This window comes from Flavobacterium piscis (genome assembly GCF_001686925.1).
Taxonomy (GTDB): Bacteria; Bacteroidota; Bacteroidia; order Flavobacteriales; family Flavobacteriaceae; genus Flavobacterium; species Flavobacterium piscis.
In genome coordinates, this window is the sequence record NZ_LVEN01000027.1 from 883,608 (window position 1) to 906,885 (window position 23,278).

At 32.6% G+C, this 23,278-nt stretch carries 21 protein-coding genes; 17 read left to right on the top strand and 4 right to left on the bottom strand.

The window, feature by feature from the left end; all coding sequences use genetic code 11:
• Positions 1-148: 148 nt before the first annotated feature.
• Positions 149-1,693 (bottom strand): hypothetical protein, encoded by a 1,545-nt coding sequence (locus FLP_RS14205; RefSeq protein WP_065450134.1) that lies wholly within the window; start codon positions 1,691-1,693, stop codon positions 149-151.
• A gap of 155 nt (positions 1,694-1,848) precedes the next feature.
• Between FLP_RS14205 and FLP_RS14210 the strand changes: the two genes are divergently transcribed.
• From FLP_RS14210 to acs, 7 genes are all read left to right on the top strand, one after another.
• Positions 1,849-3,024 carry a 2-isopropylmalate synthase gene (locus FLP_RS14210; protein WP_065450135.1) on the top strand — a complete coding sequence of 392 codons (1,176 nt, stop codon included), beginning with the start codon at positions 1,849-1,851 and terminating at the stop codon, positions 3,022-3,024.
• Positions 3,025-3,073: 49 nt separating this feature from the next.
• Positions 3,074-4,192 (top strand): 3-isopropylmalate dehydrogenase, encoded by a 1,119-nt coding sequence (gene leuB, locus FLP_RS14215; RefSeq protein ID WP_065450136.1) that lies wholly within the window; start codon positions 3,074-3,076, stop codon positions 4,190-4,192.
• Between the two features lie 268 nt (positions 4,193-4,460).
• On the top strand, positions 4,461-6,134 hold the full coding sequence (gene ilvD, locus FLP_RS14220) for a dihydroxy-acid dehydratase (RefSeq protein WP_065450137.1): 1,674 nt from the start codon (positions 4,461-4,463) through the stop codon (positions 6,132-6,134).
• A 170-nt stretch (positions 6,135-6,304) separates the two neighbouring features.
• Positions 6,305-7,993 carry a biosynthetic-type acetolactate synthase large subunit gene (gene ilvB, locus FLP_RS14225; RefSeq protein ID WP_065450138.1) on the top strand — a complete coding sequence of 563 codons (1,689 nt, stop codon included), beginning with the start codon at positions 6,305-6,307 and terminating at the stop codon, positions 7,991-7,993.
• Positions 7,994-8,080: 87 nt separating this feature from the next.
• On the top strand, positions 8,081-8,602 hold the full coding sequence (gene ilvN / locus FLP_RS14230; protein ID WP_065450139.1) for an acetolactate synthase small subunit: 522 nt from the start codon (positions 8,081-8,083) through the stop codon (positions 8,600-8,602).
• A 63-nt stretch (positions 8,603-8,665) separates the two neighbouring features.
• A complete protein-coding gene (gene ilvC, locus FLP_RS14235; protein ID WP_065450140.1) occupies positions 8,666-10,135 on the top strand; it encodes a ketol-acid reductoisomerase in 1,470 nt (489 codons plus the stop codon).
• Between the two features lie 488 nt (positions 10,136-10,623).
• Entirely contained in the window at positions 10,624-12,534 is a 1,911-nt protein-coding gene (acs, locus tag FLP_RS14240; protein ID WP_065450141.1) for an acetate--CoA ligase, read from the top strand.
• Between the two features lie 307 nt (positions 12,535-12,841).
• Here acs and FLP_RS14245 read toward each other — a convergent pair whose 3' ends face one another.
• The gene (locus FLP_RS14245) at positions 12,842-13,438 is read right to left on the bottom strand and encodes a 3'-5' exonuclease (RefSeq protein WP_065450142.1); all 597 of its coding nucleotides are present in this window, start codon (positions 13,436-13,438) and stop codon (positions 12,842-12,844) included.
• A gap of 2 nt (positions 13,439-13,440) precedes the next feature.
• Positions 13,441-15,357 carry a DUF294 nucleotidyltransferase-like domain-containing protein gene (locus FLP_RS14250; RefSeq protein ID WP_065450143.1) on the bottom strand — a complete coding sequence of 639 codons (1,917 nt, stop codon included), beginning with the start codon at positions 15,355-15,357 and terminating at the stop codon, positions 13,441-13,443.
• A gap of 666 nt (positions 15,358-16,023) precedes the next feature.
• Here FLP_RS14250 and FLP_RS14260 point away from each other — a divergent pair.
• The 9 genes from FLP_RS14260 to FLP_RS14295 all read left to right on the top strand — a co-directional run bounded on the left by FLP_RS14260 (position 16,024) and on the right by FLP_RS14295 (position 21,974).
• Entirely contained in the window at positions 16,024-16,251 is a 228-nt protein-coding gene (locus tag FLP_RS14260; RefSeq protein ID WP_065450145.1) for a hypothetical protein, read from the top strand.
• Between the two features lie 182 nt (positions 16,252-16,433).
• Positions 16,434-17,627, top strand: a complete 1,194-nt coding sequence (locus tag FLP_RS14265) for a hypothetical protein (RefSeq protein ID WP_065450146.1) — start codon at positions 16,434-16,436, stop codon at positions 17,625-17,627.
• A 276-nt stretch (positions 17,628-17,903) separates the two neighbouring features.
• Complete coding sequence (locus FLP_RS14270) at positions 17,904-18,623, top strand: hypothetical protein (protein WP_065450147.1); 720 nt, start codon at positions 17,904-17,906, stop codon at positions 18,621-18,623.
• Positions 18,624-18,626: 3 nt separating this feature from the next.
• Positions 18,627-19,103, top strand: coding sequence for a hypothetical protein (locus tag FLP_RS14275; protein ID WP_065450148.1), 477 nt, complete (start codon positions 18,627-18,629; stop codon positions 19,101-19,103).
• A 114-nt stretch (positions 19,104-19,217) separates the two neighbouring features.
• Entirely contained in the window at positions 19,218-19,619 is a 402-nt protein-coding gene (locus FLP_RS14280; RefSeq protein ID WP_065450149.1) for a hypothetical protein, read from the top strand.
• Between the two features lie 103 nt (positions 19,620-19,722).
• The gene (locus FLP_RS25525) at positions 19,723-19,899 is read left to right on the top strand and encodes a hypothetical protein (RefSeq protein ID WP_165606681.1); all 177 of its coding nucleotides are present in this window, start codon (positions 19,723-19,725) and stop codon (positions 19,897-19,899) included.
• Positions 19,892-20,437: a hypothetical protein gene (locus FLP_RS14285; protein ID WP_065450150.1), complete on the top strand. Its 546-nt coding sequence runs from the start codon at positions 19,892-19,894 to the stop codon at positions 20,435-20,437. Before FLP_RS25525 ends, FLP_RS14285 begins: the two co-directional genes overlap by 8 nt.
• Before the next feature lie 157 nt (positions 20,438-20,594).
• Positions 20,595-21,116 carry a hypothetical protein gene (locus tag FLP_RS14290; protein ID WP_065450151.1) on the top strand — a complete coding sequence of 174 codons (522 nt, stop codon included), beginning with the start codon at positions 20,595-20,597 and terminating at the stop codon, positions 21,114-21,116.
• 6 nt (positions 21,117-21,122) lie between these two features.
• A complete protein-coding gene (locus tag FLP_RS14295; protein ID WP_065450152.1) occupies positions 21,123-21,974 on the top strand; it encodes a hypothetical protein in 852 nt (283 codons plus the stop codon).
• 239 nt (positions 21,975-22,213) lie between these two features.
• Here the strand turns inward: FLP_RS14295 and FLP_RS14300 are convergent, their stop codons facing one another.
• Positions 22,214-22,690: a hypothetical protein gene (locus FLP_RS14300; RefSeq protein ID WP_065450153.1), complete on the bottom strand. Its 477-nt coding sequence runs from the start codon at positions 22,688-22,690 to the stop codon at positions 22,214-22,216.
• Between the two features lie 141 nt (positions 22,691-22,831).
• Between FLP_RS14300 and FLP_RS14305 the strand changes: the two genes are divergently transcribed.
• Complete coding sequence (locus FLP_RS14305; protein ID WP_065450154.1) at positions 22,832-23,275, top strand: hypothetical protein; 444 nt, start codon at positions 22,832-22,834, stop codon at positions 23,273-23,275.
• Positions 23,276-23,278: the final 3 nt, after the last annotated feature.

Below are 23,278 nucleotides of genomic sequence, written 5' to 3' on the forward strand. Positions count from 1 at the left end.
AACACGTTTATAAAACATGTAGATTTGTTGTATACAGACAATCTTGTTATTTCGACGGAAGAGAAATGACAAAAATCCTGAAAAGATTAAGATCTTTTCAGGATTTTTTATTGGAATTTGGAATTTTGAAGAATTTGGAATTTCACCTTCATCGACTATTCAGCTTTGCCTTTTCCTTAATGATATCAGCAATTTTTCGATTCTCAATTTTACTTTCAAGCCATGAAATAATATCTAAATAAAGAAAAGCTCTTTTTTCATAAGTATTCTTTTCTAATTCAATAAAACGCAAACGCATTTTGATGAATTCTTTTTTGATATCTGCAGGATATAGGTTGTTCAGATTCCTTAAAAACTTGATAATCTCCTTTTGAACCTCATGAAGGTCATTCATTTTTATTAGAAACTTATAAGTGTTTTTAAGATGATTTTCAAGGTAATAATCTTTTCCTAATTCATAATGTGCAATTAAAGACAAGAGCCTTGCAAAACACATCAAATCTTCCCGCATTGATAAGTTTTTATTATTAATGATTTTATCCAGATAAAGAATGCATTCATTATACTTTTCGCTTCCAAAATAAATAGAGGCAATTTTGTAGAAAAACAACATTTCGTGATGTTCATCCAGATGTTCGCTGTGTATTTTAATCTTCTCTAAAATCTCAGGAATCAAATATTCGCTTTCTGCAAAAGTACCTTCAAGAATATGTAGGTTTAATTTATTATTATAAACATATAAAAATGATAGCGATGCAATGTTATCGTTTACAGGAAATTTTTCATCCTGAATGGTTTCTTCTAAAAGCGATAGATATTTTTTAAAATTCGACTTGTACTTTAGCATATAAAGTGATTCCAAAAAGTAATGATTTCCTTTTAGAAAAAATACCGGATTCTGGTAAATCATATTAGGATTACCGTAAAACAATGTAACCCATTTATAGGCATATTTATAACTTGCCAGGAAGTCCTGTACCAAAAAACTACGCCATAAATTAGCGTTATAAAACCAATATTTTTCGCGAAAACCAAACTTGCTTTCGTCTAATTTGGCAATATGTTTGTTGAAATAATCGTCAATATATTTATATTCCTCATCATTCTTTACATAACCTGTCTTAAGCATGATTCCGTAAAGCTGAAGCGATAAATTGGATAGTTTACTTGAAATTGTATTTCGATAGTTTAATTCTTTGGCCTGAATAACCAATTCGTCAGCACGTCCCTGAATACTTCGGGTAATATATTGTGATTCGATCAATTTTTCGAATTCTACAATTTCATACGCCATATATTTTTCATCATTTTCCAGCGCAATGATTTTTGTTTTATCCAGAATCTTTAAACTCTGTTTATACAAACCTTTATTATATAAAATACCTGCAAAATCTATTTGTTCGCGCAATTGATAACGAATGTTCTGGCTCGGAATATTCAGTCGAATACTTACCAGAATTTGTTTGTATAAGTATGATTTTAAGTTAGATAACTGTACTTTTTTAATGATACCGCTCTTAAGAATAAGCTTTTCATCATAGTTTTCAGACTTATCTAAAATATTGAATAATTCGATGAATTTCGTATTTGAACTCGTCTCTAAACGGCTTGCAAAAATCTTAAACTGTCTTTTTTCGGATTTAGAAAGCGATTTTATTAATACAAATAAGAAATCTTTTTGATGGTTAGCCATTGTAAAATATAATAGTGTAACTTATTGGTTTTTAGTTATTTAATACGTTATAAATTGCTTTATGAACAGTATAATTTCATTAAAATGAATTTCGTACTGAAGAAGTACAATATATATTTGTTATCAAGATGTGAAATTACATTAAATAAATGAATATGAATAGAGAGAAAGTTCAAATTTTTGACACCACTTTGCGCGACGGTGAACAAGTTCCAGGATGTAAGTTAGATACTAAGCAAAAATTAGTTATCGCAGAACGACTTGATAAAATGGGAGTTGACGTTATCGAAGCAGGTTTTCCTGTCTCAAGTCCGGGCGATTTTTTATCGGTCTCTGAGATTTGTAAAATCGTAGAAAACGCCACTGTCTGCGGACTAACAAGAGCCGTAAAAAACGACATTGATGTTGCTGCAGCTGCCTTAAAGTATGCTAAAAGACCTAGAATCCACACCGGAATCGGAACATCTGAATCTCATATTCTTCATAAATTAAATACCACAAGAGAAGATATTATTGCCAGAGCAAAATTTGCCGTATCACACGCAAAATCTTATGTAGAAGACGTTGAGTTTTATGCAGAAGATGCCGGCAGAACTGATAACGCTTTCCTTGCAAAAGTTTGTGAAGAAGTGATTAAATCAGGTGCAACAGTACTAAATATCCCTGATACAACAGGATATTGCTTACCGGAAGAATACGGGGCAAAAATTAAATATCTAAAAGAAAACGTAAAAGGAATCGAAAACGTAATCCTTTCATGTCACTGTCATAATGATTTAGGAATGGCAACTGCAAACTCTATTGCAGGTGCGATAAATGGAGCAAGACAAATAGAATGTACTATTAATGGTATTGGAGAAAGAGCAGGGAACACCGCTCTTGAAGAGGTGGTAATGATTTTTAAACAACATCCTTACTTAAATCTTGACACAAACATTAATACAAGAGAATTGAATGAAATGAGCCGATTAGTTTCTGAAAGTATGGGAATGATCGTGCAGCCTAATAAAGCTATTGTTGGAGCGAATGCTTTTGCACACAGTTCCGGAATTCACCAGGATGGTGTAATCAAAAACAGAGCAACTTACGAGATTATGGATCCGCTTGACGTGGGTGTGAATGAATCATCTATTATTTTGACAGCAAGAAGCGGAAGAGCTGCTTTGGCTTACCGTGCTAAAAAAGTAGGTTACGAGCTTACAAAAGTACAATTAGACATTGTGTATATTGAATTTTTGAAGTTTGCTGATATTAAAAAAGAAGTGATAGACGCAGATATACATCAAATTATTGAGGCTTCAAAAATTGAAGGTGATTTAATCAGAAGTTAATTAAAAGAGAAAAAAAATAAGGATTTAAATACATAAAGAACGAGACGTTATGAATTTGAAAATAGCAGTTTTACCAGGAGACGGAATTGGACCAGAAGTAATTTTACAAGCCAAAAAAGCATTATATGCTATTGGTGAGGTGTACAATCATGAATTTGTATTCGAAGAGGCGCTCATGGGAGCCATTGCTATTGACAAAACAGGAAATCCATTACCGGAACAAACCCTGAATCTGTGTTTAAATACTGATGCAGTTTTGTTTGGTGCGATTGGAGATCCTAAATACGATAATAATCCAAATGCAAAAGTTCGTCCTGAGCAAGGATTATTAAGGCTTCGTAAAGAACTGGGTTTGTTTGCGAACATTCGTCCTATAAAACCTTATAAATCACTAATTGATGCTTCTCCTTTAAAAAGAGAAATTATCGACGGAGCTGATTTTACTATTTTTAGAGAATTAACAGGTGGTGCTTATTTTGGAGCTAAAACACTAAATGAAGAAGGAACACATGCTTCGGATTTATGTGAATATTCAGAAGAAGAAATTACCAGAATTGCACATTTGGCTTTTAAATCGGCACAAAACCGACGCAAAAAGCTGACAATGGTAGACAAAGCAAATGTTTTGGAAACCTCAAGATTATGGAGAAAAGTAGTTCAGAAAGTGAGTTTAAATTATCCTGATGTTGCTTTAGATTTTTTATTTGTGGATAACGCAGCAATGCAGATTATTTTAAATCCAAAACAATTCGATGTGATTTTGACAGAGAATTTGTTTGGAGATATTTTATCAGATGAAGCAAGCGTTATTACAGGTTCAATTGGTTTATTGGCATCAGCATCTTTAGGAGAAAAAAATGCTTTGTTTGAACCAATTCACGGTTCTTATCCTCAGGCAAAAGGAAAAAATATTGCCAATCCAATTGCTTCGATTTTATCAGCTGCAATGTTGTTAGAGCATTTTGGTTTATTCAAAGAAGCGAATGTAATTTATCAGGCGGTTGAAAAAGCAATCGAATATAAAGTTGTTACTGTTGATTTAAAACCAGATTCAAAATTCGGTACAAATGAAGTAGGGGAGTTTGTTTCTAATTTTATTTTCAGCAAGGATGACTTGCTATATTTTAATAATGACAATGTTCATATCGGTCAGTCGACAATTGTTTAGTTTTTTTATTAAAATAATGAAATAAATAACAAGAAGTATGTGAAATGTTGAGATTTTATTTTTTTAGTCCTGTAAGTTTTCATACTTTTGTGACACTAAAAAATAAATGATGCAAATCTCAATTATTATTACTTCTGTCGTTGTTGTCAATGTGTTTAGCACATCTGCATCGGGAATGGTATAAATATAATTGAAAAACTATATTACAAACCTTCCAAATACTGGAAGGTTTTTTTTTGAATAAAAATTAAAATAAAATAATACAATAATGGAATTAAATAAGTACAGCAAAACCATCACTCAAGATCAAACACAACCTGCCGCGCAAGCGATGTTGTACGGAATTGGTTTAACTGAAGAAGATTTGAAAAAAGCACAAGTTGGTATTGTAAGCATGGGTTACGATGGTAATACTTGCAACATGCACTTGAATGATTTAGCAAAAGATGTAAAGAAGGGTGTTTGGGATGTGGATCTGGTCGGACTTATTTTTAATACTATTGGTGTTAGTGACGGAATTTCAAACGGAACTGAAGGGATGCGTTTTTCATTGGTTTCCCGTGATGTAATTGCTGATTCTATTGAAACAGTTGTGGGGGCACAATGGTACGATGGTGTAATTGCGATTCCTGGTTGTGATAAAAATATGCCTGGTGCTTTGATTGCAATGGGAAGATTAAATCGTCCGTCGATGATGGTTTACGGAGGATCAATTCATTCAGGAAAATGGAAAGGAGAATCTCTTAATATTGTTTCTGCTTTTGAGGCACTAGGAAAAAGAGTAAAAAACGAAATTACTCCGGAAGATTTTAAAGGTGTAATTCAAAATGCGTGTCCGGGAGCGGGAGCTTGCGGGGGAATGTATACTGCAAATACTATGTCTTCAGCAATTGAAGCATTAGGAATGAGTTTGCCATATAGTTCTTCTAATCCTGCATTGAGTCAGGAAAAAAGAGACGAATGTATGGCTGCTGGAGCTGCTATTAAAATTTTATTAGAAAAAGATATTAAGCCAAGAGATATTATGACTCGCAAGGCTTTCGAAAATGCTATTACAATAGTAGCCGTTTTAGGAGGTTCTACAAATGCAGTGATGCACTTAATTGCAATGGCTCATGCGGTTGATGTCAAGATTACTTTGGATGATTTTCAGGCTATTAATGACAGAACGCCAGTATTGGCCGACATGAAGCCAAGTGGTAAATATATGATGGAAGATATTCATGAAGTTGGAGGAATTCCTTCAGTAATGAAATATTTATTGAAAGTAGGATTGATTCATGGAGATTGTTTGACAGTTACCGGGAAAACTGTAGCTGAGAACTTGGCTTCAACTCCGGATTTACAAGATGGACAAGAAGTAATTCATGAAATTCAAAAAGCATTAAAACCAACAGGAAATATTCAGGTTTTATATGGGAATCTTGCTTCTGAAGGTGCTGTTGCAAAGATCAGCGGAAAAGAAGGAGAATATTTTGAAGGTCCGGCTGTAGTTTTTGAAGGAGAATTTGAAGTAATTCCAGGCCTTGAAGCCGGAAAAATTAAACCGGGTAGTGTAGTCGTCATCAGGTATTGTGGACCAAAAGGTGGTCCAGGGATGCCTGAAATGCTGAAGCCTACATCGGCCATTATTGGGGCCGGATTAGGAAGTACTTGTGCTCTTATCACTGACGGTAGGTTCTCTGGAGGTTCACATGGCTTTGTCGTAGGACATATTACACCAGAGGCTTATGATGGTGGTGGTATTGCACTGGTAAAAGATGGAGATTTAATTGCCATTGATGCTGTAAAAAACACCATTGATCTTAAAATTTCTGACGAAGAATTTGCAGCTAGAAAAGCGGCTTGGGTACAACCACCGTTGAAAGTTACAAAAGGAGTTTTGCTTAAATACGCAAGATCGGTTTCAAGCGCTTCTACAGGTTGTGTTACCGATAACTAATTAAATAACAATATCAAAAATCAATGACAATGACAATAACAATATCAAAAATCAAATAGCAAAAAAAACAAAAAATCAATTTAGAATTTATCGTTGAAATTGATTTTTGACATTGCCATTGAATTTTGATATTGATATTGAATTTTGAAATTGATAAAACAAAATATACTATGAAAATATCAGGGGCAGAAGCCGTTATAAGATGTTTATTAGCAGAAGGAGTAGACTTGGTTTATGGGTATCCGGGAGGAGCAATCATGCCTGTTTATGACGAATTATATAAATTTCAGGACCAATTACACCATGTTTTGGTACGCCATGAACAAGGTGCAACACACGCAGCTCAGGGATACGCCAGAGCGACAGGAAAAGTTGGTGTAGCGATTGCTACTTCAGGACCTGGAGCAACAAATCTAGTTACCGGAATTGCAGATGCTCAAATCGATTCCACACCAATGGTTTGTATTACAGGCCAGGTTGGAAAACATTTATTGGGTTCTGATGCTTTTCAGGAAACGGATATTATCGGAATTTCGACTCCGGTTACCAAATGGAATTATCAGGTTACAGAAGCCTCTGAAATTCCTGAAATCATTGCAAAAGCATTTTATATTGCACGTTCCGGTCGTCCGGGGCCTGTATTGATTGATATTACTAAAAACGCTCAGTTTGATGAGTTCGAATTTAGTTACGAAAAATGTACGGCAATTAGAAGTTATGTTCCGGTTCCGAAATTAAATCTGGACAAAGTTGCCGAAGCTGCTACTTTAATTAATAGTGCTAAAAAACCTTTTATCGTTTTTGGTCAGGGAATAATTCTTGGTCAGGCCGAAGAACAGTTAAAAGCATTGATCGAAAAGTCAGGAATACCGGCAGGTTGGACAATTTTAGGACTTTCGGCTTTACCTACGGATCATCCATTAAATGTTGGGATGTTAGGGATGCATGGAAATTATGCACCAAATTTACTGACAAACGAATGTGATGTTTTAATTGCATTAGGAATGCGTTTTGATGATCGTGTTACCGGAAATCTAAAGACTTACGCAAAACAAGCAAAAGTTATTCATTTTGAAATTGATCCTGCGGAAGTTGATAAAAACGTAAAAACCGAAGTAGCTGTTTTAGGAGATGTAAAAGAAGCCCTGAATGCCTTATTGCCATTGATTGAATCAAAATCACATGATTTGTGGCATAATGAATTTAAAGAATTACTTAAGATAGAAGTAGAGACGGTTATAAATGAAGAGCTGAACCCAACGAATAATAAAGGTATTTCTATGGGCGAAACTATGGAAATGATTAACAAACACTCAAAAGGTGATGCCATTATTGTTTCAGATGTAGGACAGCACCAGATGTTTGCTTGTCGTTATGCTAAGTTTAATACCACCAAAAGTAATATTACTTCAGGAGGTTTAGGAACTATGGGATTTGCATTGCCAGCTGCAATTGGAGCTAAGATGGGAAGACCGGATCGTGAAGTAGTTGCCATTATTGGAGACGGAGGATTTCAGATGACCATTCAGGAATTAGGTACAATTTTCCAGACTAAAGTTCCTGTGAAAATTGTCATCTTAAACAACGAATTTTTAGGAATGGTGCGTCAGTGGCAGGAATTATTTTTCGATAACAGATATGCTTCGACAAATATGACCAATCCAAACTTTGTCGCCATTGCAGAAGGATATTACATTAAATCTAAAAAAGTAACACAAAGAGAAGATTTGGATGCTGCTGTAGCCGAAATGATGGCTTCAAAAGATTCGTATTTCTTAGAAGTTATGGTCGAAAAAGAGAATAATGTATTCCCAATGATTCCAACAGGAGCGTGTGTTTCTGAAATTAGATTAAGCTAGGAAAAAGTTTCAGGTTTCAGGTTTTTTTTGTTTCAGGTTGTAGGACCTGAAACCTGAAACCTGAAACAAAAAAAACTAAAAAATAACATGGAAGATAAAACATTTACCATATCGGTATACTCAGAAAATAATGTGGGTTTGTTGAATAGAATATCAGGAATATTCTTAAAGCGACACATTAATATATTAAGTCTAAACGTTTCAGAATCAGAAATAGAGAATGTTTCAAGATTTATTATTGTAGTAAATACAACTGAGAAGTGGGTTCAGAATATCGTTGGACAAATTGAAAAACAAATTGAAGTAATAAAAGCTTTTTATCACACTGATGAAGAGACTATTTACCTTGAAAATGCTTTATTCAAAATCGCTTCAAGTTTGTTGTTTGATGAAAAACAAATTCAAAATATCATTAAAGAAAGCCAGGCAACAATAGTAACCGTTTCTCGTGATTTCTTCGTGATTTCAAAATCAGGAAGACGTTCTGAAATTGAAGAATTGTATGCGAAATTTAAACCTTACGGCATTATGCAATTTGTACGTTCGGGCAGAATATCGGTTTCTAAACAAAAAATGGAAATTTCAAGTTTGTTAGAAACATTCAAATAGTATCATCTTAGTTATATATTATCAATTATTAAAATACAACATTCATTAAATATTAAAAACAAAATGGCAAATTATTTCAATACATTACCACTTAGATTACAATTAGAACAATTAGGTGTTTGCGAATTTATGGAGCAGTCAGAATTTGCAGACGGAATTGCAGCTTTAGCAGGAAAAAAAGTTGTTATTGTAGGCTGTGGTGCACAAGGTTTGAATCAGGGTTTAAATATGAGAGATTCTGGATTAGACATTTCATATGCATTACGTGCAGATGCAATAGCTGAAAAAAGAGCTTCTTATAAAAATGCTACTGAAAACGGTTTTACAGTAGGTACTTACGAAGAATTAATTCCAACTGCTGATCTAGTTTGTAACTTAACACCAGATAAACAACATACTGCTGTAGTTACTGCCATTATGCCATTAATGAAACAAGGTTCGACTTTAGCATATTCTCACGGTTTTAATATTGTTGAAGAAGGAATGCAGATTCGTAAAGATATTACAGTAATTATGTGTGCTCCTAAATGTCCTGGTTCTGAGGTTCGTGAAGAATATAAAAGAGGATTTGGTGTACCAACACTTATTGCAGTTCACCCGGAGAATGATCCAAACAATTTTGGTTTAGATCAGGCAAAAGCTTATGCTGTAGCAACCGGAGGACACAAAGCAGGAGTTTTAAAATCATCATTTGTAGCTGAAGTAAAATCAGATTTAATGGGTGAGCAAACTATCCTTTGCGGATTATTGCAAACAGGATCTATTTTATGTTTTGACAAAATGGTTGAAAAAGGAATTGATCCTGCTTATGCTTCAAAATTAATTCAATACGGGTGGGAAACAATCACTGAAGCTTTGAAACATGGTGGTATTACAAACATGATGGATCGTTTGTCTAATCCTGCAAAAATCGAAGCTTACGAAATTGCAGAAGAATTAAAAGACATCATGCGTCCTTTATTCCAAAAGCATCAGGATGATATCATTTCAGGAGAATTCTCAAGAACAATGATGATTGACTGGGCTAATGATGATAAGAATTTATTGACATGGAGAGCTGCTACAGGAGAAACTAATTTTGAGAAAACAGCTCCTACGGATGCTCCAATTTCTGAACAGGAATATTTTGATAATGGCGTTTTAATGATTGCAATGGTTAAAGCTGGTGTAGAATTGGCTTTCGAAACAATGACTGAAGCTGGAATCATTGAAGAATCAGCATATTATGAGTCCTTACACGAATTGCCATTGATTGCTAATACCATAGCAAGAAAAAAATTATTTGAAATGAACCGTGTTATCTCGGATACAGCAGAATATGGTTGTTACTTATTTGACCACGCTTGTAAACCGTTATTGGAAAATTACATGAAAACTGTTGAAACTAACATTATAGGAAAACCATTTTCAACTTCTAACGGAGTAGATAATGCTATCTTAATTGCGGTAAATAAAGAAATTCGTCAACATCCTATTGAAGAAGTAGGAGCATGGTTGAGAGAATCGATGACTGCAATGAAAAAAATTGGATAATAAATTGGGAATTACCACAGATTCGATTGTGGAATTTGCACTGTATCTTTGTTTTATATGATATTTTGAATTAGTAAGCACTTATTAAAAAAAATGGATATAGATGCATATTGCATTCACTTAGCTTCTACTAGTAAGCAAGTTAAGTGAAGCTAATCCCTAATGAAGGTGTATATTGTCAAAAAATATACTTGTTGAAGTCATTATAATTAATAAGGATGCTGCTATTTTCGAAATAGAATATTGCATTGTAATACAGAATTACAAAATTAATTGTTATTGAGATTGTTAAAATAAAGGCATGGTATTCATTTATCATGCCTTTTTTGCAACATGCTTTTTTGTTAAAAAAAGTAAAATTTTGCAGTAAACGTATAAAAAGCTTATATTTTTTTTAATATGTGTTTTTTTTAGACAAAATTTATGAATTAAATAATTTTAAGAATACGTTGATATTTAATACATTTATAAAAAAATTCCACAAACATATGAGTTATTATAAAATTGAAAATTTAGAACAATATTTTAAACATTACAATAAGTCAATAAGGGAGCCAAGGAAGTTTTGGGGAAAGATTGCTGAAGAAAATTTTACCTGGTACCAACAATGGGAGAAAGTAGTTGATTTTAATATGGCTGATGCCGAAGTGAAGTGGTTTACTGACGCAAAAGTTAACATTACCAAGAATTGCATCGATAGACACTTAAGTAAAAGAGGAGAAAAAACGGCGATTATTTTTGAACCAAATGATCCCTCAGAAAGTGCTTTACATATAACGTATAACGAACTATACGAAAGAGTTTCGAAAATGGCGAATGTTTTGCGTGAGCAGGGAGTTCGCAAAGGAGACCGAGTTTGTATTTATTTGCCAATGATTCCTGAATTAGCAGTTGCAGTATTGGCTTGTGCCAGAATAGGAGCAATTCATTCGGTTATTTTTGCTGGATTTTCAGCTTCTGCTGTTTCTGCAAGAATTAACGATTGCGAGTGTAAAATGGTAATTACTTCAGATGGAGGTTACAGAGGAAATAAGAACATTGATCTAAAAGGAATTGTAGATGAGGCATTAGATACCTGCCCAACTGTTTCTGGTGTTTTGGTTGTAAAAAGAACAAACACAGAGGTTAAAATGAAAGAAGGACGTGACCAATGGTTACAGCCTTTATTAGACGTAGCTTTAGATAATAGTGTTGCCGAAATAATGGATGCCGAAGATCCTTTGTTTATTTTGTATACTTCAGGATCTACAGGAAAGCCTAAAGGAATGGTACATACCACAGCCGGATATATGGTGTATACTGCCTATACTTTTAAAAACGTTTTTAGTCACGAAGAAAATGATATTTTCTGGTGTACTGCAGATATTGGCTGGATTACCGGTCACTCATATATATTATACGGACCATTATTAAACGGTGGAACAACCGTAATTTTTGAAGGAGTTCCTTCTTATCCGGATTTTAGCCGTTTTTGGGATATTATCGAAAAACACAAAGTAACTCAGTTTTATACAGCTCCAACCGCTATTCGTTCATTAGCAAAAGAAAGTTTAGATTATATTCAAAAATATCCTCTAAAATCGCTTAAAGTAATTGGATCAGTAGGAGAGCCAATCAACGAAGAAGCATGGCACTGGTTTAATGACCATGTTGGAGATAAAAGATGTCCGGTGGTTGATACTTGGTGGCAAACAGAAACTGGCGGAATCATGATTTCTCCAATTGCTTTTGTAACACCAACAAAACCAACTTATGCAACTTTGCCTTTACCGGGAATTCAACCCGTTTTAATGGATGAAAAACGTAATGAAATAGAAGGAAATCAGGTTGTGGGTAGTTTGTGTATCAAATTTCCATGGCCAGGAATTGCCAGAACGATTTGGGGAGATCACCAACGTTATAAAGACACTTATTTCTCGTCTTTCCCTGGAAAATATTTTACAGGAGACGGAGCTTTAAGAGACGAAGTTGGTTACTACAGAATCACTGGTAGAGTAGATGATGTTGTAATTGTTTCCGGACATAATTTAGGTACAGCTCCTATCGAAGACGCGATCAACGAGCATCCTGCTGTGGCTGAATCTGCAATTGTTGGATTTCCACATGATATTAAAGGAAATGCTTTATATGGTTTCGTAATTCTAAAAGAAACAGGAGAGTATAGAGACAGAGCAAATTTAACCAAAGAGATCAATCAATACATTTCTGATCATATTGGGCCAATTGCAAAACTGGATAAAATTCAGTTCGTGTCTGGTTTGCCAAAAACACGTTCAGGAAAAATTATGCGTAGAATTTTACGTAAGATTGCCGAAGGCGATTATTCTAATTTTGGAGATACTTCAACGTTATTGAATCCTGAAATTGTAGAAGAAATTAAGAACGAAAGAATTTCTTAATTTTAAAAATAAATAGATAAATAAAAATGCCTCTTAAAAAATTAAGAGGCATTTTTTATATGTGTAAATTAACGAAGTTTAATATTGTCAGACTTAGTGAAGTCGAAGTCCCGCAAAATGATTCAGCTCAATTTTGTCATTCCGAGGAACGAGGAATCTCCGCAAGTAATTCCGCAAACAAAATTGCCAATCTTTGTAGAGTCTCTTACGGAGATTCCTCGTTCCTCGGAATGACAAAATTTCACTACAAAAATTTTGACAATTTAAAACTTAAATTTCCTTATATAACTTATATGGTTTATTTTTTTTACTTAATCCCTAATCTAGATTTCAACTTCAAAAACAACAGTGCAATTTTATACGCATCTTCAGAAGAGGAATTTCGATCACTTTTTGGAATTTTGTAAATTTCACTTAAATCATCCAAAGAAAACTGCTTGTCATTGATATCCATTAATTTTCTGTACATCATGTCGATATCCAATGCTTCATTTTTCAATCTTCCACAATCCAGACGCTCTAAAGCCGAATTTAGCATTTCGATATCAAAATTAATATGATGCCCTACTAAAATAGAATTGCCTATAAAGTTAACAAATGCTTCAATAGCATCTGGTTCAGGCATTTTAAGCATTTTGCTTTCAATAATAAACTCATTCGAAAGTCCGTTATCCTGCAAAAATTTGTATTGAAGCAGAACAGCTTCGAAATTGTCTTTTATTACAATTCCATCATCAATTACTGAAAAAGCACCCAAAGATAAGATAACATCTTTATTGGGGTTTAACCCGGAAGTCTCAGTAGATAAAACTACAAATCTGTTTGGTTTTGTTTCGAATTTAGTCAGGTAGTCTTTCCAGAAGTCCGGATAGTCTTTATTGATATTTTTAATCCAGTCTAGCATACTTATGAGAATTGTGTAAGTTGAAATTTACTCTTAATCAGTTCCTCAAGGTCTTTCATTGGGGTTAAGGCATTTTTTAACTTTTCTTTGTCTGTTTTAGACATTTCTCGCAAATTTATATATTGTCCTGAGTCATCATTCTTTAATCCTTCAATAGTTCTAAATTTTGATAACGTTAAAAAAGCTTCGGCGCAGCTTAAATAAATTTCAGCATTTTTAGAATCTGTTATAGCCAATTGTTTGAATCGTAAATAGGTGTTCTTAATTCCTTTGATATTGGCATTTAAAATTAACAAACGTGCAGCATCAATTAAGGGCATCAATGCGCGTGTTTTGATATCAAATTTTGTTTTATGCGGGCCTTCTTCTTCCACGATAAATTTCTTGAAGAAACTCAAAGGAGAATTTTTCTTTAAGGCGTCATTACCTAAAAAGTCGAAGAATAACGTATTGTTGACAGCATTCTTAAAAATAACATTTTCTATCACTTCTTCGATTTTCGGTTCTCCAAAAACAATTTCATAGTCAAAGAAAATACTGCTTAAATCGTTGCTGTTTTCACCTGGAGTATTCATCCAGCTATTGTATTGCTTTGTCCAGTCTGTCAGTGATTTACACCATAACATATTGCTGGCCATATGTCCGTTTGGACAATATTCGTAACCTACTTTTTCTAAGATAGAAGTTGTTCTTTTGGCTAGTCTTAAAAAGTAATCTTTTACTTCTCTGTATTTTTCTGGCGAAACATCTTCAAAAATAAGAATACTATCCTGATCGGTTAATAATAATTGTTCTTTACGACCCTGGCTACCAATGCTTAACCAGGCAAAACGGGCAGGAGGTGAGCCTAAATCCAGAATAGATAATTCGACAGCACGTTTTATTATTGCCAGATTAATTTCACTTGCAATATTGCTAATATGTGAAATCGGAATGTTCTTTTGAATTGAATTCTGAATCAAATCAGACAAGCGATCACGTATTTGTTTTAAGTCTTTAGGAAGCTGAGAACGTTTGATTTCTTTAATTAAAACACCAGGATTACTAGCTTGAGCCACAATTAAATCATGTTCAGAAATAATTCCTTTTACAGCAGATTTGCTTGTACCGTCTTTGGTAACACATAAATGCGTTACATTATTTTTAAGCATAAGCAATTGCGCTTCAGCCAGAGAAACATTTTCGATTACCGTGACAACCGGAGAAGACATGATCTTGTCAATTGTTTCTGTAATAGGATAACGGCCAGTTGCAATTTTAGAGGATAAATCGGCATTGGTTACAATACCAATCGGATTGTTGTTTTCGCAAATAACGATATTATCTACCATAGATTCTGTCATCAGGATCGCAACATCTTTAATGATACGATTAGACTCAGTTGTTAATGGTGAATTATTGTATGCAAGTGACTGAATATATTGCATTTCTGATTGCTGATCTACATAGAAAGCAGTGTCAGATATCAGTTTTCCATTAGAGTTTACATTGTCTTTTGCATGTCTTGAATTGATGGCGAAATTCTCCAGCAAAAAGTTTAATACATCAGAGTTATTGGCTACAAAAGGTCTGAAAACAGCGATAGGAATAGCGTATATAATGCTTTCTTCGCGTGCTTTTGCAGTCATCATATAATTATTTTTGGCAAAAAACGGACGTAAACCAAAAATATCACCTTCATGACATTTGTTTATAATAGTTTCTTCGGCATCAGCAATTGTGGTTAAATTTATGACACCCGAAGCCACAACATAAAAACTATCATGAAGTAAGTCGTTTATTTGAAAAAGTACAGCGTGTTTTTCTAAATTGATTACACGAATGTTTGTAGCAATATCAGATAATTCCTGAAAAGTTAAGTTATCAAATGGCGGGTATTCTTTTAAAAAATCTGCAATATGCTCAGCAATTGTATTCATACGTTTGATAATTTTTTTAAAGTATCGAATGTAAAAATAATAAAATAAACTCTTACAATGAAAGCATCTTTGAGAGAATGTAATTATTTTAAGAAAATGTTAAAATTAACTGATTTCTAGACTTTAAAAAATGCTTTTTAGGATTTTAAAAACATTATTATCATTTGAACTTTTGAGTGTGTTTCAAAATAGAGGCATAATTAATTCTAAAGAATTCGCTGATGGCTAAGCAATCTGTTTTTATAAGCGAAAAAAGAATGAAGAAAGAAATGTAAGTAGAAGGTTTTTAAAATATTCTATTTTACATAATATAAATTATAGTTCATTTGTGGTATAACTTATTAACTATACCAAATGGCTTTAAAACGATCTTCTTTAGAGAATTACACTCTATTACTTGTAGAATTAAACAAGATGCGTCACACAAATTTCAATGCAAAAACATTTTTAAAAAAAATGCGCCCATTTTGCAAAACCTCTCATTTAAAGTTTAAAACATTATTTCTAAGAATCCGTGGTTCAAATATAGGAATTACAATTAAAGTTTGTACGGATTGCTTTATAGTAACACAATCTTTTTGTGTTCATGAATTTATTTTTTACTGCAATTCTCAGAAAACGCTTATTACAAAACTTCTTAAACATAATCTTTTAACACCTTAATATATGTCAACAATTATACTTTTAATTCAAAAACGAGAAAATTTACTCTTGGAATTAGCTGGTTTAAATCATGATTTAAACGAGTATTCAAAATATCCTGTAGAAACTGTCGACTTACTTGGTCTTAAACATCAGCATGATTTTACAATTAGAGAAATTAAAAAAATTGGTCAGCAGATAAATGTTTTTTTTAATTCTGAGATTTCAAACTATAAAAACAAATTTTGTTAAGTTGAAAAGAAAATAACCGAAGCTATATCAAAGAAAGAATTTACAATAAATGATTTACCTAAAAATCATTATTCACTTTGGCAGGATTCGGAAAATTAATTTTTTGCTACTCCCCTTTCGATTTTTCAATTGTTGCCGTAGGGTATAACGGCAACTAACTCACTCAAACCTACTAAAAAACAATGATTTCATATAAAGAAAGGCATCAAGCCCAAACTAAATTCAAAAACAATAATTTAAAACCTACTCTTATAAATATAGACTACTTAATTATCAATCTAGAGGGTCAGCCGTTTGGAGAATTTCCCGAACATTCAAAGTTTCGCCTAAAACCTTATGAATACGGAACTAAGATTTTTGAGCTTAGAGCAGATTTATATTATGAAGATTTAAAAATTGGAATTTATACAGCAATACCACGCTCGGCAATTATGAGCGAACAATTTGCACAACTACAATTCGAAAACAATCTATTTTACACATTGTCTAACGATGCCTTAAGAGGTGTCATAAATGCTTTTTGCGATGAAACAAACTACATATTTAAGTCTGTTAATAGACTGGATATCTGCCTTGATAAGTCTGATATCAACAATTCTTACCGTAATTTATATAGTAATGTTGTTGCAGGTAACTACCTTATTTCGGGGCGTCCTAAAAATTTACAAAGCTATTTTGAAACCTATAAAGGAAAATCAATACTTAACGGTTTCCAAATTGGGAAAAGAACATCTGACAAAATAATACGATGCTATAACAAAACGCTGTCGTTGCAACTGACTGAAAAACCATATATAAACGAATATTACGCAAATAATGGTTTGAAAAATGACAATGTTTGGCGTTTTGAATATCAGTTAAATTCAGCGTTTTTTAGAGGTTTAAATGAATATTCAAAATTAGATTTAAATATCAGTCAGACAATGACTTGGGGTATTTTTGATAAAGCAAACCTTTATGAATTATTAAAAATTGCAAATAAAGGTTTTTTTGAACTTCGTGAGAATACTGGTAAAAGTCAAATCAATAAAGAAAAGCTTATCGTTTTGTTCGACTTTGATTTTTTACAATCTCAAATAACAAAATTCAATCCTATAATCAAACGTTTAAAAAAGGTTGTTCTTTCTTCGACAACAATTAAAAAACGTCTTGCAAAATCTCTATTTAGAGAATATTACGCAAACAATCAGGATATATCTTATATCGTTGCTCTAAATCTTTTACTTGAAGATTTAGATATGATTACAGAAAAACCACTTATGAATTGGTTTCAAAACAAATTACATTTCTATCTGCACGAATTTAGAACAAAGGAAAAATTAGTAAATGATTTTGATTCTGAATTATTCCACGAACATCAACTTTTATTTCTATAAGCCATGAAAACACAGAATACAAGCCAAAAAGTAACTAAAACCCAGTTAATGCATATTCTTGAATTAAGCTATAAAACTGCTTGTAAAGAATATCAAACAATTATTGATTCTCTTGCTTTAAAAAGGAACTATTTAACCGTTCAAGACTTAATAAACTACGGCATATTATAGGGAAAATTAGGAAAAAATAGGGAATTATAGGGAATTTTAGGGAACGTCGAATAATAGTTGCAATAACCTTTGTGAAAGAAATTAAACAAATAAAATTTATAACAAATGAAAATTGCAACTATTACAGGCGTTACAAAATCGCCAGAATTACAAGTAACAAAAGCAATCGGTGCTTTAATTCTTTCAAGTGATTTGGCTTTATCAGCCTTAACAACTGAAAAAATTAGTATTTACATTGAGCGTGGAAACGGTTCGAATGTCATTTTAGCAAACAAAGTGTTGCTTAAAGATTTCATTTTAGCAAGTACCTACGGAACTGAAAACACTCAATCCGATGCTGATAATGCCCTGATTGCATTATGCGAATTGGCAGACGAAGGTTCAATTTATCTTGCAGATAAAGAGAGTATTAAAATTACTCTTGAAGATTTAATTGCAGATAAACGTTACGATTTACACGGTATTGAAGAGCCACAACAAACCAACAATTTATTTTTCTTCGAACAAAAATCTGTTGCATCAGAGGAGTTCAACAAAAAAATAGATGTTCAGGGATTTGATTTGGCTGTTATGACTGTTGACGATTCAGTAAGTGATTTGTCTTATCAGTACTCAAATGGTCAGGTTGTAAAATATCTTCCATTTGAATTGCAAACTTTAAGCCGTGATATTGACCCAGTTCAAGCTGTTTTGGCAGATGGAAAAGTCCTTCAAGGTTTGACGGATAGATTAACCTTGCCTTTAGTGGCTGTGGTTGGTATTGAAATCAATAAGTCGCAAGGCTCAATTATTAATTTCGTCGTAAGATGTTTAAAAACTGTGTAAGCTATGGGATTTTTCAAAAAAATTGGAACAGCGATTAAGAAAAATGTTTCGTTCAAAAATTTGGTAAAGGTCGCTACTCCTATTATGGGCGCAATACCTTTCGTTGGTGGAGCGGTTCAAAACATCTCGCAGAATTTGCAAGATGCCCACGAAGCAAAAAAAGCAAACAATGCGGCGCAAGCTGAATATAATAATCAGCAAGCTTTAGCTGTAGCAAGTCAAACGGCTGGTGCTGTAGCAAATGCAGGTTCTCAGATTTTCGCAAAAGCCGTAACAACTGGGATTAATGACGGTTTAAGTACTGGATTTGTTCAGGGAAGCGGTCAGGTTGGTGCTACTGTAGTAAGTTCAACTATTAAGGTTTGGTTTCAAAGAAACTGGAAAATTGTTTTAGGTGCTGTCGCTGGTCTTATTGCATTGATTTGGTTTTTAAGACGTGACCGCAATAATTCAGGAAGAAGAGTTGCAAGAAAAAGATAGCAAGCCGAAAAATTACTATCGAATCTATCTTATTGTATTTCTGATAGATTCGGCAGTAATCATAATTAAAAAACTTGCTGAAATCATATTATTAATTAAACACATTATAAAGTAATGGCACAAAATAAAAAGAATTATAATTCTAATAATCAGAATTATAATAACAATAATAACCAACAAAAAGTTAAACATTCAGGTGCTAAGTCTACTACTTATATGCCTGTTTCAGGACCAAATAAAGGTGTTGAACAGCATTTAACAACTGGTTGGAGATTGTCTAAGGGAGAATTGATTGCAATTAAATGTGTAACAACTACTAAATCAAATCTTTCAGAAAAAGGTTGGTTTGGTTCTGTAGCATGCACTTTTACTAACACTAAAACGGGTGTTCAATCTTTCCACTGGGGTACAATGCAGAAAAATGGCGGTAAAGTTGTAATTGACAGCATGGCTTTTGTCATTAACCCACGTGCAAAAAACGGAGGTTACGCAGGTACATTTATTCGCTCGAACTAATGTTTAAGGTCATATTAAAATTCCTCCCTCTTATACTCCATGAGGGGGTGGATTTACTCAAAGAGTATTTAGAAAAAAGAAAACAATTAAAACAAAATAAGTAATGAAAAATTTGAAGGGAATTGTTTCGATAATTGGTATTATCGTTAAATATGGTGCTGTTGTAACAGCTATTTTAAAAGGTATTCAGGTAGTTTCTGACGAATTAGGCAAACTTGATTTCGGAAAGGATGAACCGCAAACAGGTGCTAAACCTTTAATTACAGAAGAAAATGAGTAATTATTTAGGCAGAAAAGAATTAACTCGAGGTATTCGAAATAATAATCCGGGTAACTTGGTTTTGACCAATATTGCTTGGCAGGGAAAAATTCCAAATGCTCAAAATACCGATAAACATTTTGAACAGTTTACAGAAGTGAAATTTGGTATCCGTGCCATGTTACGAGATTTGACAAATGACATTGATAAAGGAAAGAATACAGTAAGAAAGCTTATAACTGAATATGCACCGCCATTTGAAAATGATACACAAAAGTATATTGAAGTTATTTCAAAAGCTGTAGGCTTAGACCCTGACCAAACAATCAAAATTGTAGATGCAAAGTTTTACTTAGTCATTGCAAGGGCAATTATTAAACATGAATGCTCGCCTGATCATAATTTAATTTACGATTCGGACATTCAGGATGCTATTGATATTATGGGAGATTACAATCTTGCAACCGTTACGGTAACGGCTAAAAAGAAATTCAAATTCAATTATTTGATTATTCCTGTACTGCTTTTTTTTTATACTGTTTACAGCGTTACAGTCTAAACAAACGCCCAAAAAGATAAAAATTATTAATTCAAAATTTAAACAAGATGTTAGATAAAATCAAACTTTTTTACGCAAACAATAAAGCTATAGCAAATGTTGTATTAGTAGCTGTAGCAGGACTTTTAGCTTATAAATTATTTAAGAAAAAATAATTATGGCTCAAAGAGAGATAGTTAATAGAACAAAGAGCCAAGCCAATACTGTTTGGCTCTTTGATTTTCTGCAAAAATACTGGCTTTTATGCGTGGGTATAATTGTGTGTTATCCATTGTTAAAAAAATGGTATGCTAAATTCACACAAGACGCTGAGGAAAAAGCTTTGGAAGATGCAGAAAAAGATTTAAAAATTGCGGTTTCTAATCCAATGACAAAAGAAATTGAATTGAACAAAATTACACCTCGTAAAGAAGTTCACGACATTGCAGAATCATTGGCGGTATGGTTGGGAACAAATAAGCAAACGAAAGATTCACCTTGGTACACTTGGATAACTGAGCCGTTTTCTAATTTCGAAAATGAAAAGGAAACAATTAACGAGTTATTGAAAGTAAAACAAGTTACAACTGTTCCTTTAGTAATTGGCTGTTATTATGTTATTACAAGACGTGATTTAAAGGCTGATTTGAAAAAATATTTATCAACCTCGGACTTGAAAAAAGTTCCGTTATTTAATTAATCAGATATGAACTTTATTCAATATATAGATGATACTTATGCGGTTAAAGTAAAAGAACTTGAAGCATTTGAGGGATATTCTGTAAGAGGTATTCAGACGCCATTTTTTATATTATCAGTATTCATTGATAATAAACGTGTTCAAGGTGTTGATTTTATAAATTACGATAGTTTACCTATGCTTTCGGTTATTAATGATTTAGGGAATGTTGATTTAAATGTAATTCCAGAGAATTATTTTGCTACTGCATTTACGGAAATTTATTTAAGTGTTCCTTATTCAAGTGGTTCAAGTAGTGTTGAGATTTCAAACTTTAGCGATTTTCAGAAAAAACCATTAAGATATCTTAAAGAATATAAATTACCTCAATTTCGTTTAGATGGTCGATTTACTGCGGGTTCAGGTTATCAAGTAGATACAAGGGTTTACTCATTTATGAGATTGGGAACAATTCAGGGAGATAATAAATTTTACACTCTCGGAATTGACACTTATAGAAACTCTACCCATTTGGATAGTGTGGACTTTCAGGGAGAAAGCCCAAATTACATTAGAAATGGTTATGATTTAGTTAGTTCTTTTCCTGTTCAGAATAATGGTGGTATTGTTCAGTTTGGCGATTATTACATAAAAATGACTACTACAAAAACGTCATATCCTTATGGCTTGGCAGTTTGGATTTTTACAGATATTCGAACCAATGAATTTTGGGTATTAGTCAATTACATAGAAGTTGGTACAAGTATCATTAAAAAAGGTGAATTTGATATGTCAACGTTTGTTTGTGTAAACGGTGGTTTTAAGATTAAAAACCTGCTTCATGAAGTAGAGATACAAATCAGCAATATTTATGGCTAATAATACTCCAACGCCTTACAGCTGTACAATCTTTAATAAAGATAAAAATATTAGACCTATAAAAGTTGAGTTTTGTAAATCAATATTTTACCTACATAATTGGTGTAAACATGTCGGATTTGATTATCACTACATTAATATTTACAATCGAAAAACTGGTAAATATATTTCTCGACAATATTATAATGAATATGTAATAGATAAGCCTTTGTATTAATTTACAAAGGCTTAATTTATTTTTATAAAGTAATATTCAATTCATTTCTAAAATAATCTTTCCAAAAGTCAACTACTTTTGTTATCTCTTCATCAAAGTAAAGTTTGCTATTGTCTGTTAAAATGATTTCGAGTCTGCTAACTTCAAATTCTTCCATAGAAAAATCAGATGGGTCAAAATCTCCCTCATATAAATATGCAGATTGTATTCCAGCTTTTGGACGACTTGTATCTCCATGTTTGCTAGAATTTGCTAAATCATGCATTATTTTTAATGAATTGCAATAAGGATAAAGAGTTTCACGAAAATCACCTAAAATATCTATATTATGAGTTGTTTGAAATTCTTTATGAACCCAGTCTGTTAAATGCCACGCTTCGGTAGCAATTTGTAAGGCTTTCTCTGAAGAATCAGGGTCTTCCATAAACTTATCATATAGCACGATTAATTGTTTTAATTTTTTCTCGGAAGAATCTTGGTCAAAAAGGTATGCTGGCATAATTATTATTTTTTTGCAATTTATAACTTTTTAATGGTATAATTATTTATTCTTTTATAGCAATTGACAAAGTGAAATTAAAATTATTGGCACTATATTTGAAAATCTTTAGTAATTATAAACTCACAAAAAAAATACCATATGAAAAAAATTACCTTATTACTTTTTATAGTGTTTTCTATTCCTGCTTTTGCTCAGGATTCTGATATGAAGATATATTTAGAAAAAAAAGAAACTATTAGCTTGGAGCAATACGATTTAATTAAGCAGGTAAATATTTTTTATCCTGACATTATGATTTCTAAGGAGGTCAAAAGCAATTATAAGAATAATTTAAAAGTAAATGAATTTCTATCTTCGGAATTAATTTATCAAAATACAAATAAGTTTAAACTCTATAATGTGACAATTATGGATAAAAGACATTTAACCTATACGTTTTTATCAAATGATGATATTTTGACTTATGGAGATGTGCGAATATTTGATGGTAAGACTGTAAGAACATTGTATCGTTTAGTGGGTGCAAATTCTTTAATGCAGTATTTTGTAGATGGTAAATTAATCAATGAAGTAAAAGGTTAATTT

Bases quoted from the DNA above. Each gene is read 5' to 3' on its own strand.
- FLP_RS14290 (WP_065450151.1), top strand. From the start codon at position 20,595: ATGGCTCAAAGAGAGATAGTTAATAGAACAAAGAGCCAAGCCAATACT.
- FLP_RS14250 (WP_065450143.1), bottom strand. From the start codon at position 15,357: ATGAATACAATTGCTGAGCATATTGCAGATTTTTTAAAAGAATACCCG.
- leuB (WP_065450136.1), top strand. From the start codon at position 3,074: ATGAATTTGAAAATAGCAGTTTTACCAGGAGACGGAATTGGACCAGAA.
- FLP_RS14260 (WP_065450145.1), top strand. From the start codon at position 16,024: ATGTCAACAATTATACTTTTAATTCAAAAACGAGAAAATTTACTCTTG.
- FLP_RS14300 (WP_065450153.1), bottom strand. From the start codon at position 22,690: ATGCCAGCATACCTTTTTGACCAAGATTCTTCCGAGAAAAAATTAAAA.
- FLP_RS25525 (WP_165606681.1), top strand. From the start codon at position 19,723: ATGAAAAATTTGAAGGGAATTGTTTCGATAATTGGTATTATCGTTAAA.
- FLP_RS14210 (WP_065450135.1), top strand. From the start codon at position 1,849: ATGAATAGAGAGAAAGTTCAAATTTTTGACACCACTTTGCGCGACGGT.
- FLP_RS14295 (WP_065450152.1), top strand. From the start codon at position 21,123: ATGAACTTTATTCAATATATAGATGATACTTATGCGGTTAAAGTAAAA.
- FLP_RS14265 (WP_065450146.1), top strand. From the start codon at position 16,434: ATGATTTCATATAAAGAAAGGCATCAAGCCCAAACTAAATTCAAAAAC.
- FLP_RS14205 (WP_065450134.1), bottom strand. From the start codon at position 1,693: ATGGCTAACCATCAAAAAGATTTCTTATTTGTATTAATAAAATCGCTT.
- acs (WP_065450141.1), top strand. From the start codon at position 10,624: ATGAGTTATTATAAAATTGAAAATTTAGAACAATATTTTAAACATTAC.
- FLP_RS14285 (WP_065450150.1), top strand. From the start codon at position 19,892: ATGAGTAATTATTTAGGCAGAAAAGAATTAACTCGAGGTATTCGAAAT.
- FLP_RS14305 (WP_065450154.1), top strand. From the start codon at position 22,832: ATGAAAAAAATTACCTTATTACTTTTTATAGTGTTTTCTATTCCTGCT.
- ilvC (WP_065450140.1), top strand. From the start codon at position 8,666: ATGGCAAATTATTTCAATACATTACCACTTAGATTACAATTAGAACAA.
- ilvN (WP_065450139.1), top strand. From the start codon at position 8,081: ATGGAAGATAAAACATTTACCATATCGGTATACTCAGAAAATAATGTG.
- FLP_RS14280 (WP_065450149.1), top strand. From the start codon at position 19,218: ATGGCACAAAATAAAAAGAATTATAATTCTAATAATCAGAATTATAAT.
- FLP_RS14275 (WP_065450148.1), top strand. From the start codon at position 18,627: ATGGGATTTTTCAAAAAAATTGGAACAGCGATTAAGAAAAATGTTTCG.
- ilvD (WP_065450137.1), top strand. From the start codon at position 4,461: ATGGAATTAAATAAGTACAGCAAAACCATCACTCAAGATCAAACACAA.
- ilvB (WP_065450138.1), top strand. From the start codon at position 6,305: ATGAAAATATCAGGGGCAGAAGCCGTTATAAGATGTTTATTAGCAGAA.
- FLP_RS14245 (WP_065450142.1), bottom strand. From the start codon at position 13,438: ATGCTAGACTGGATTAAAAATATCAATAAAGACTATCCGGACTTCTGG.
- FLP_RS14270 (WP_065450147.1), top strand. From the start codon at position 17,904: ATGAAAATTGCAACTATTACAGGCGTTACAAAATCGCCAGAATTACAA.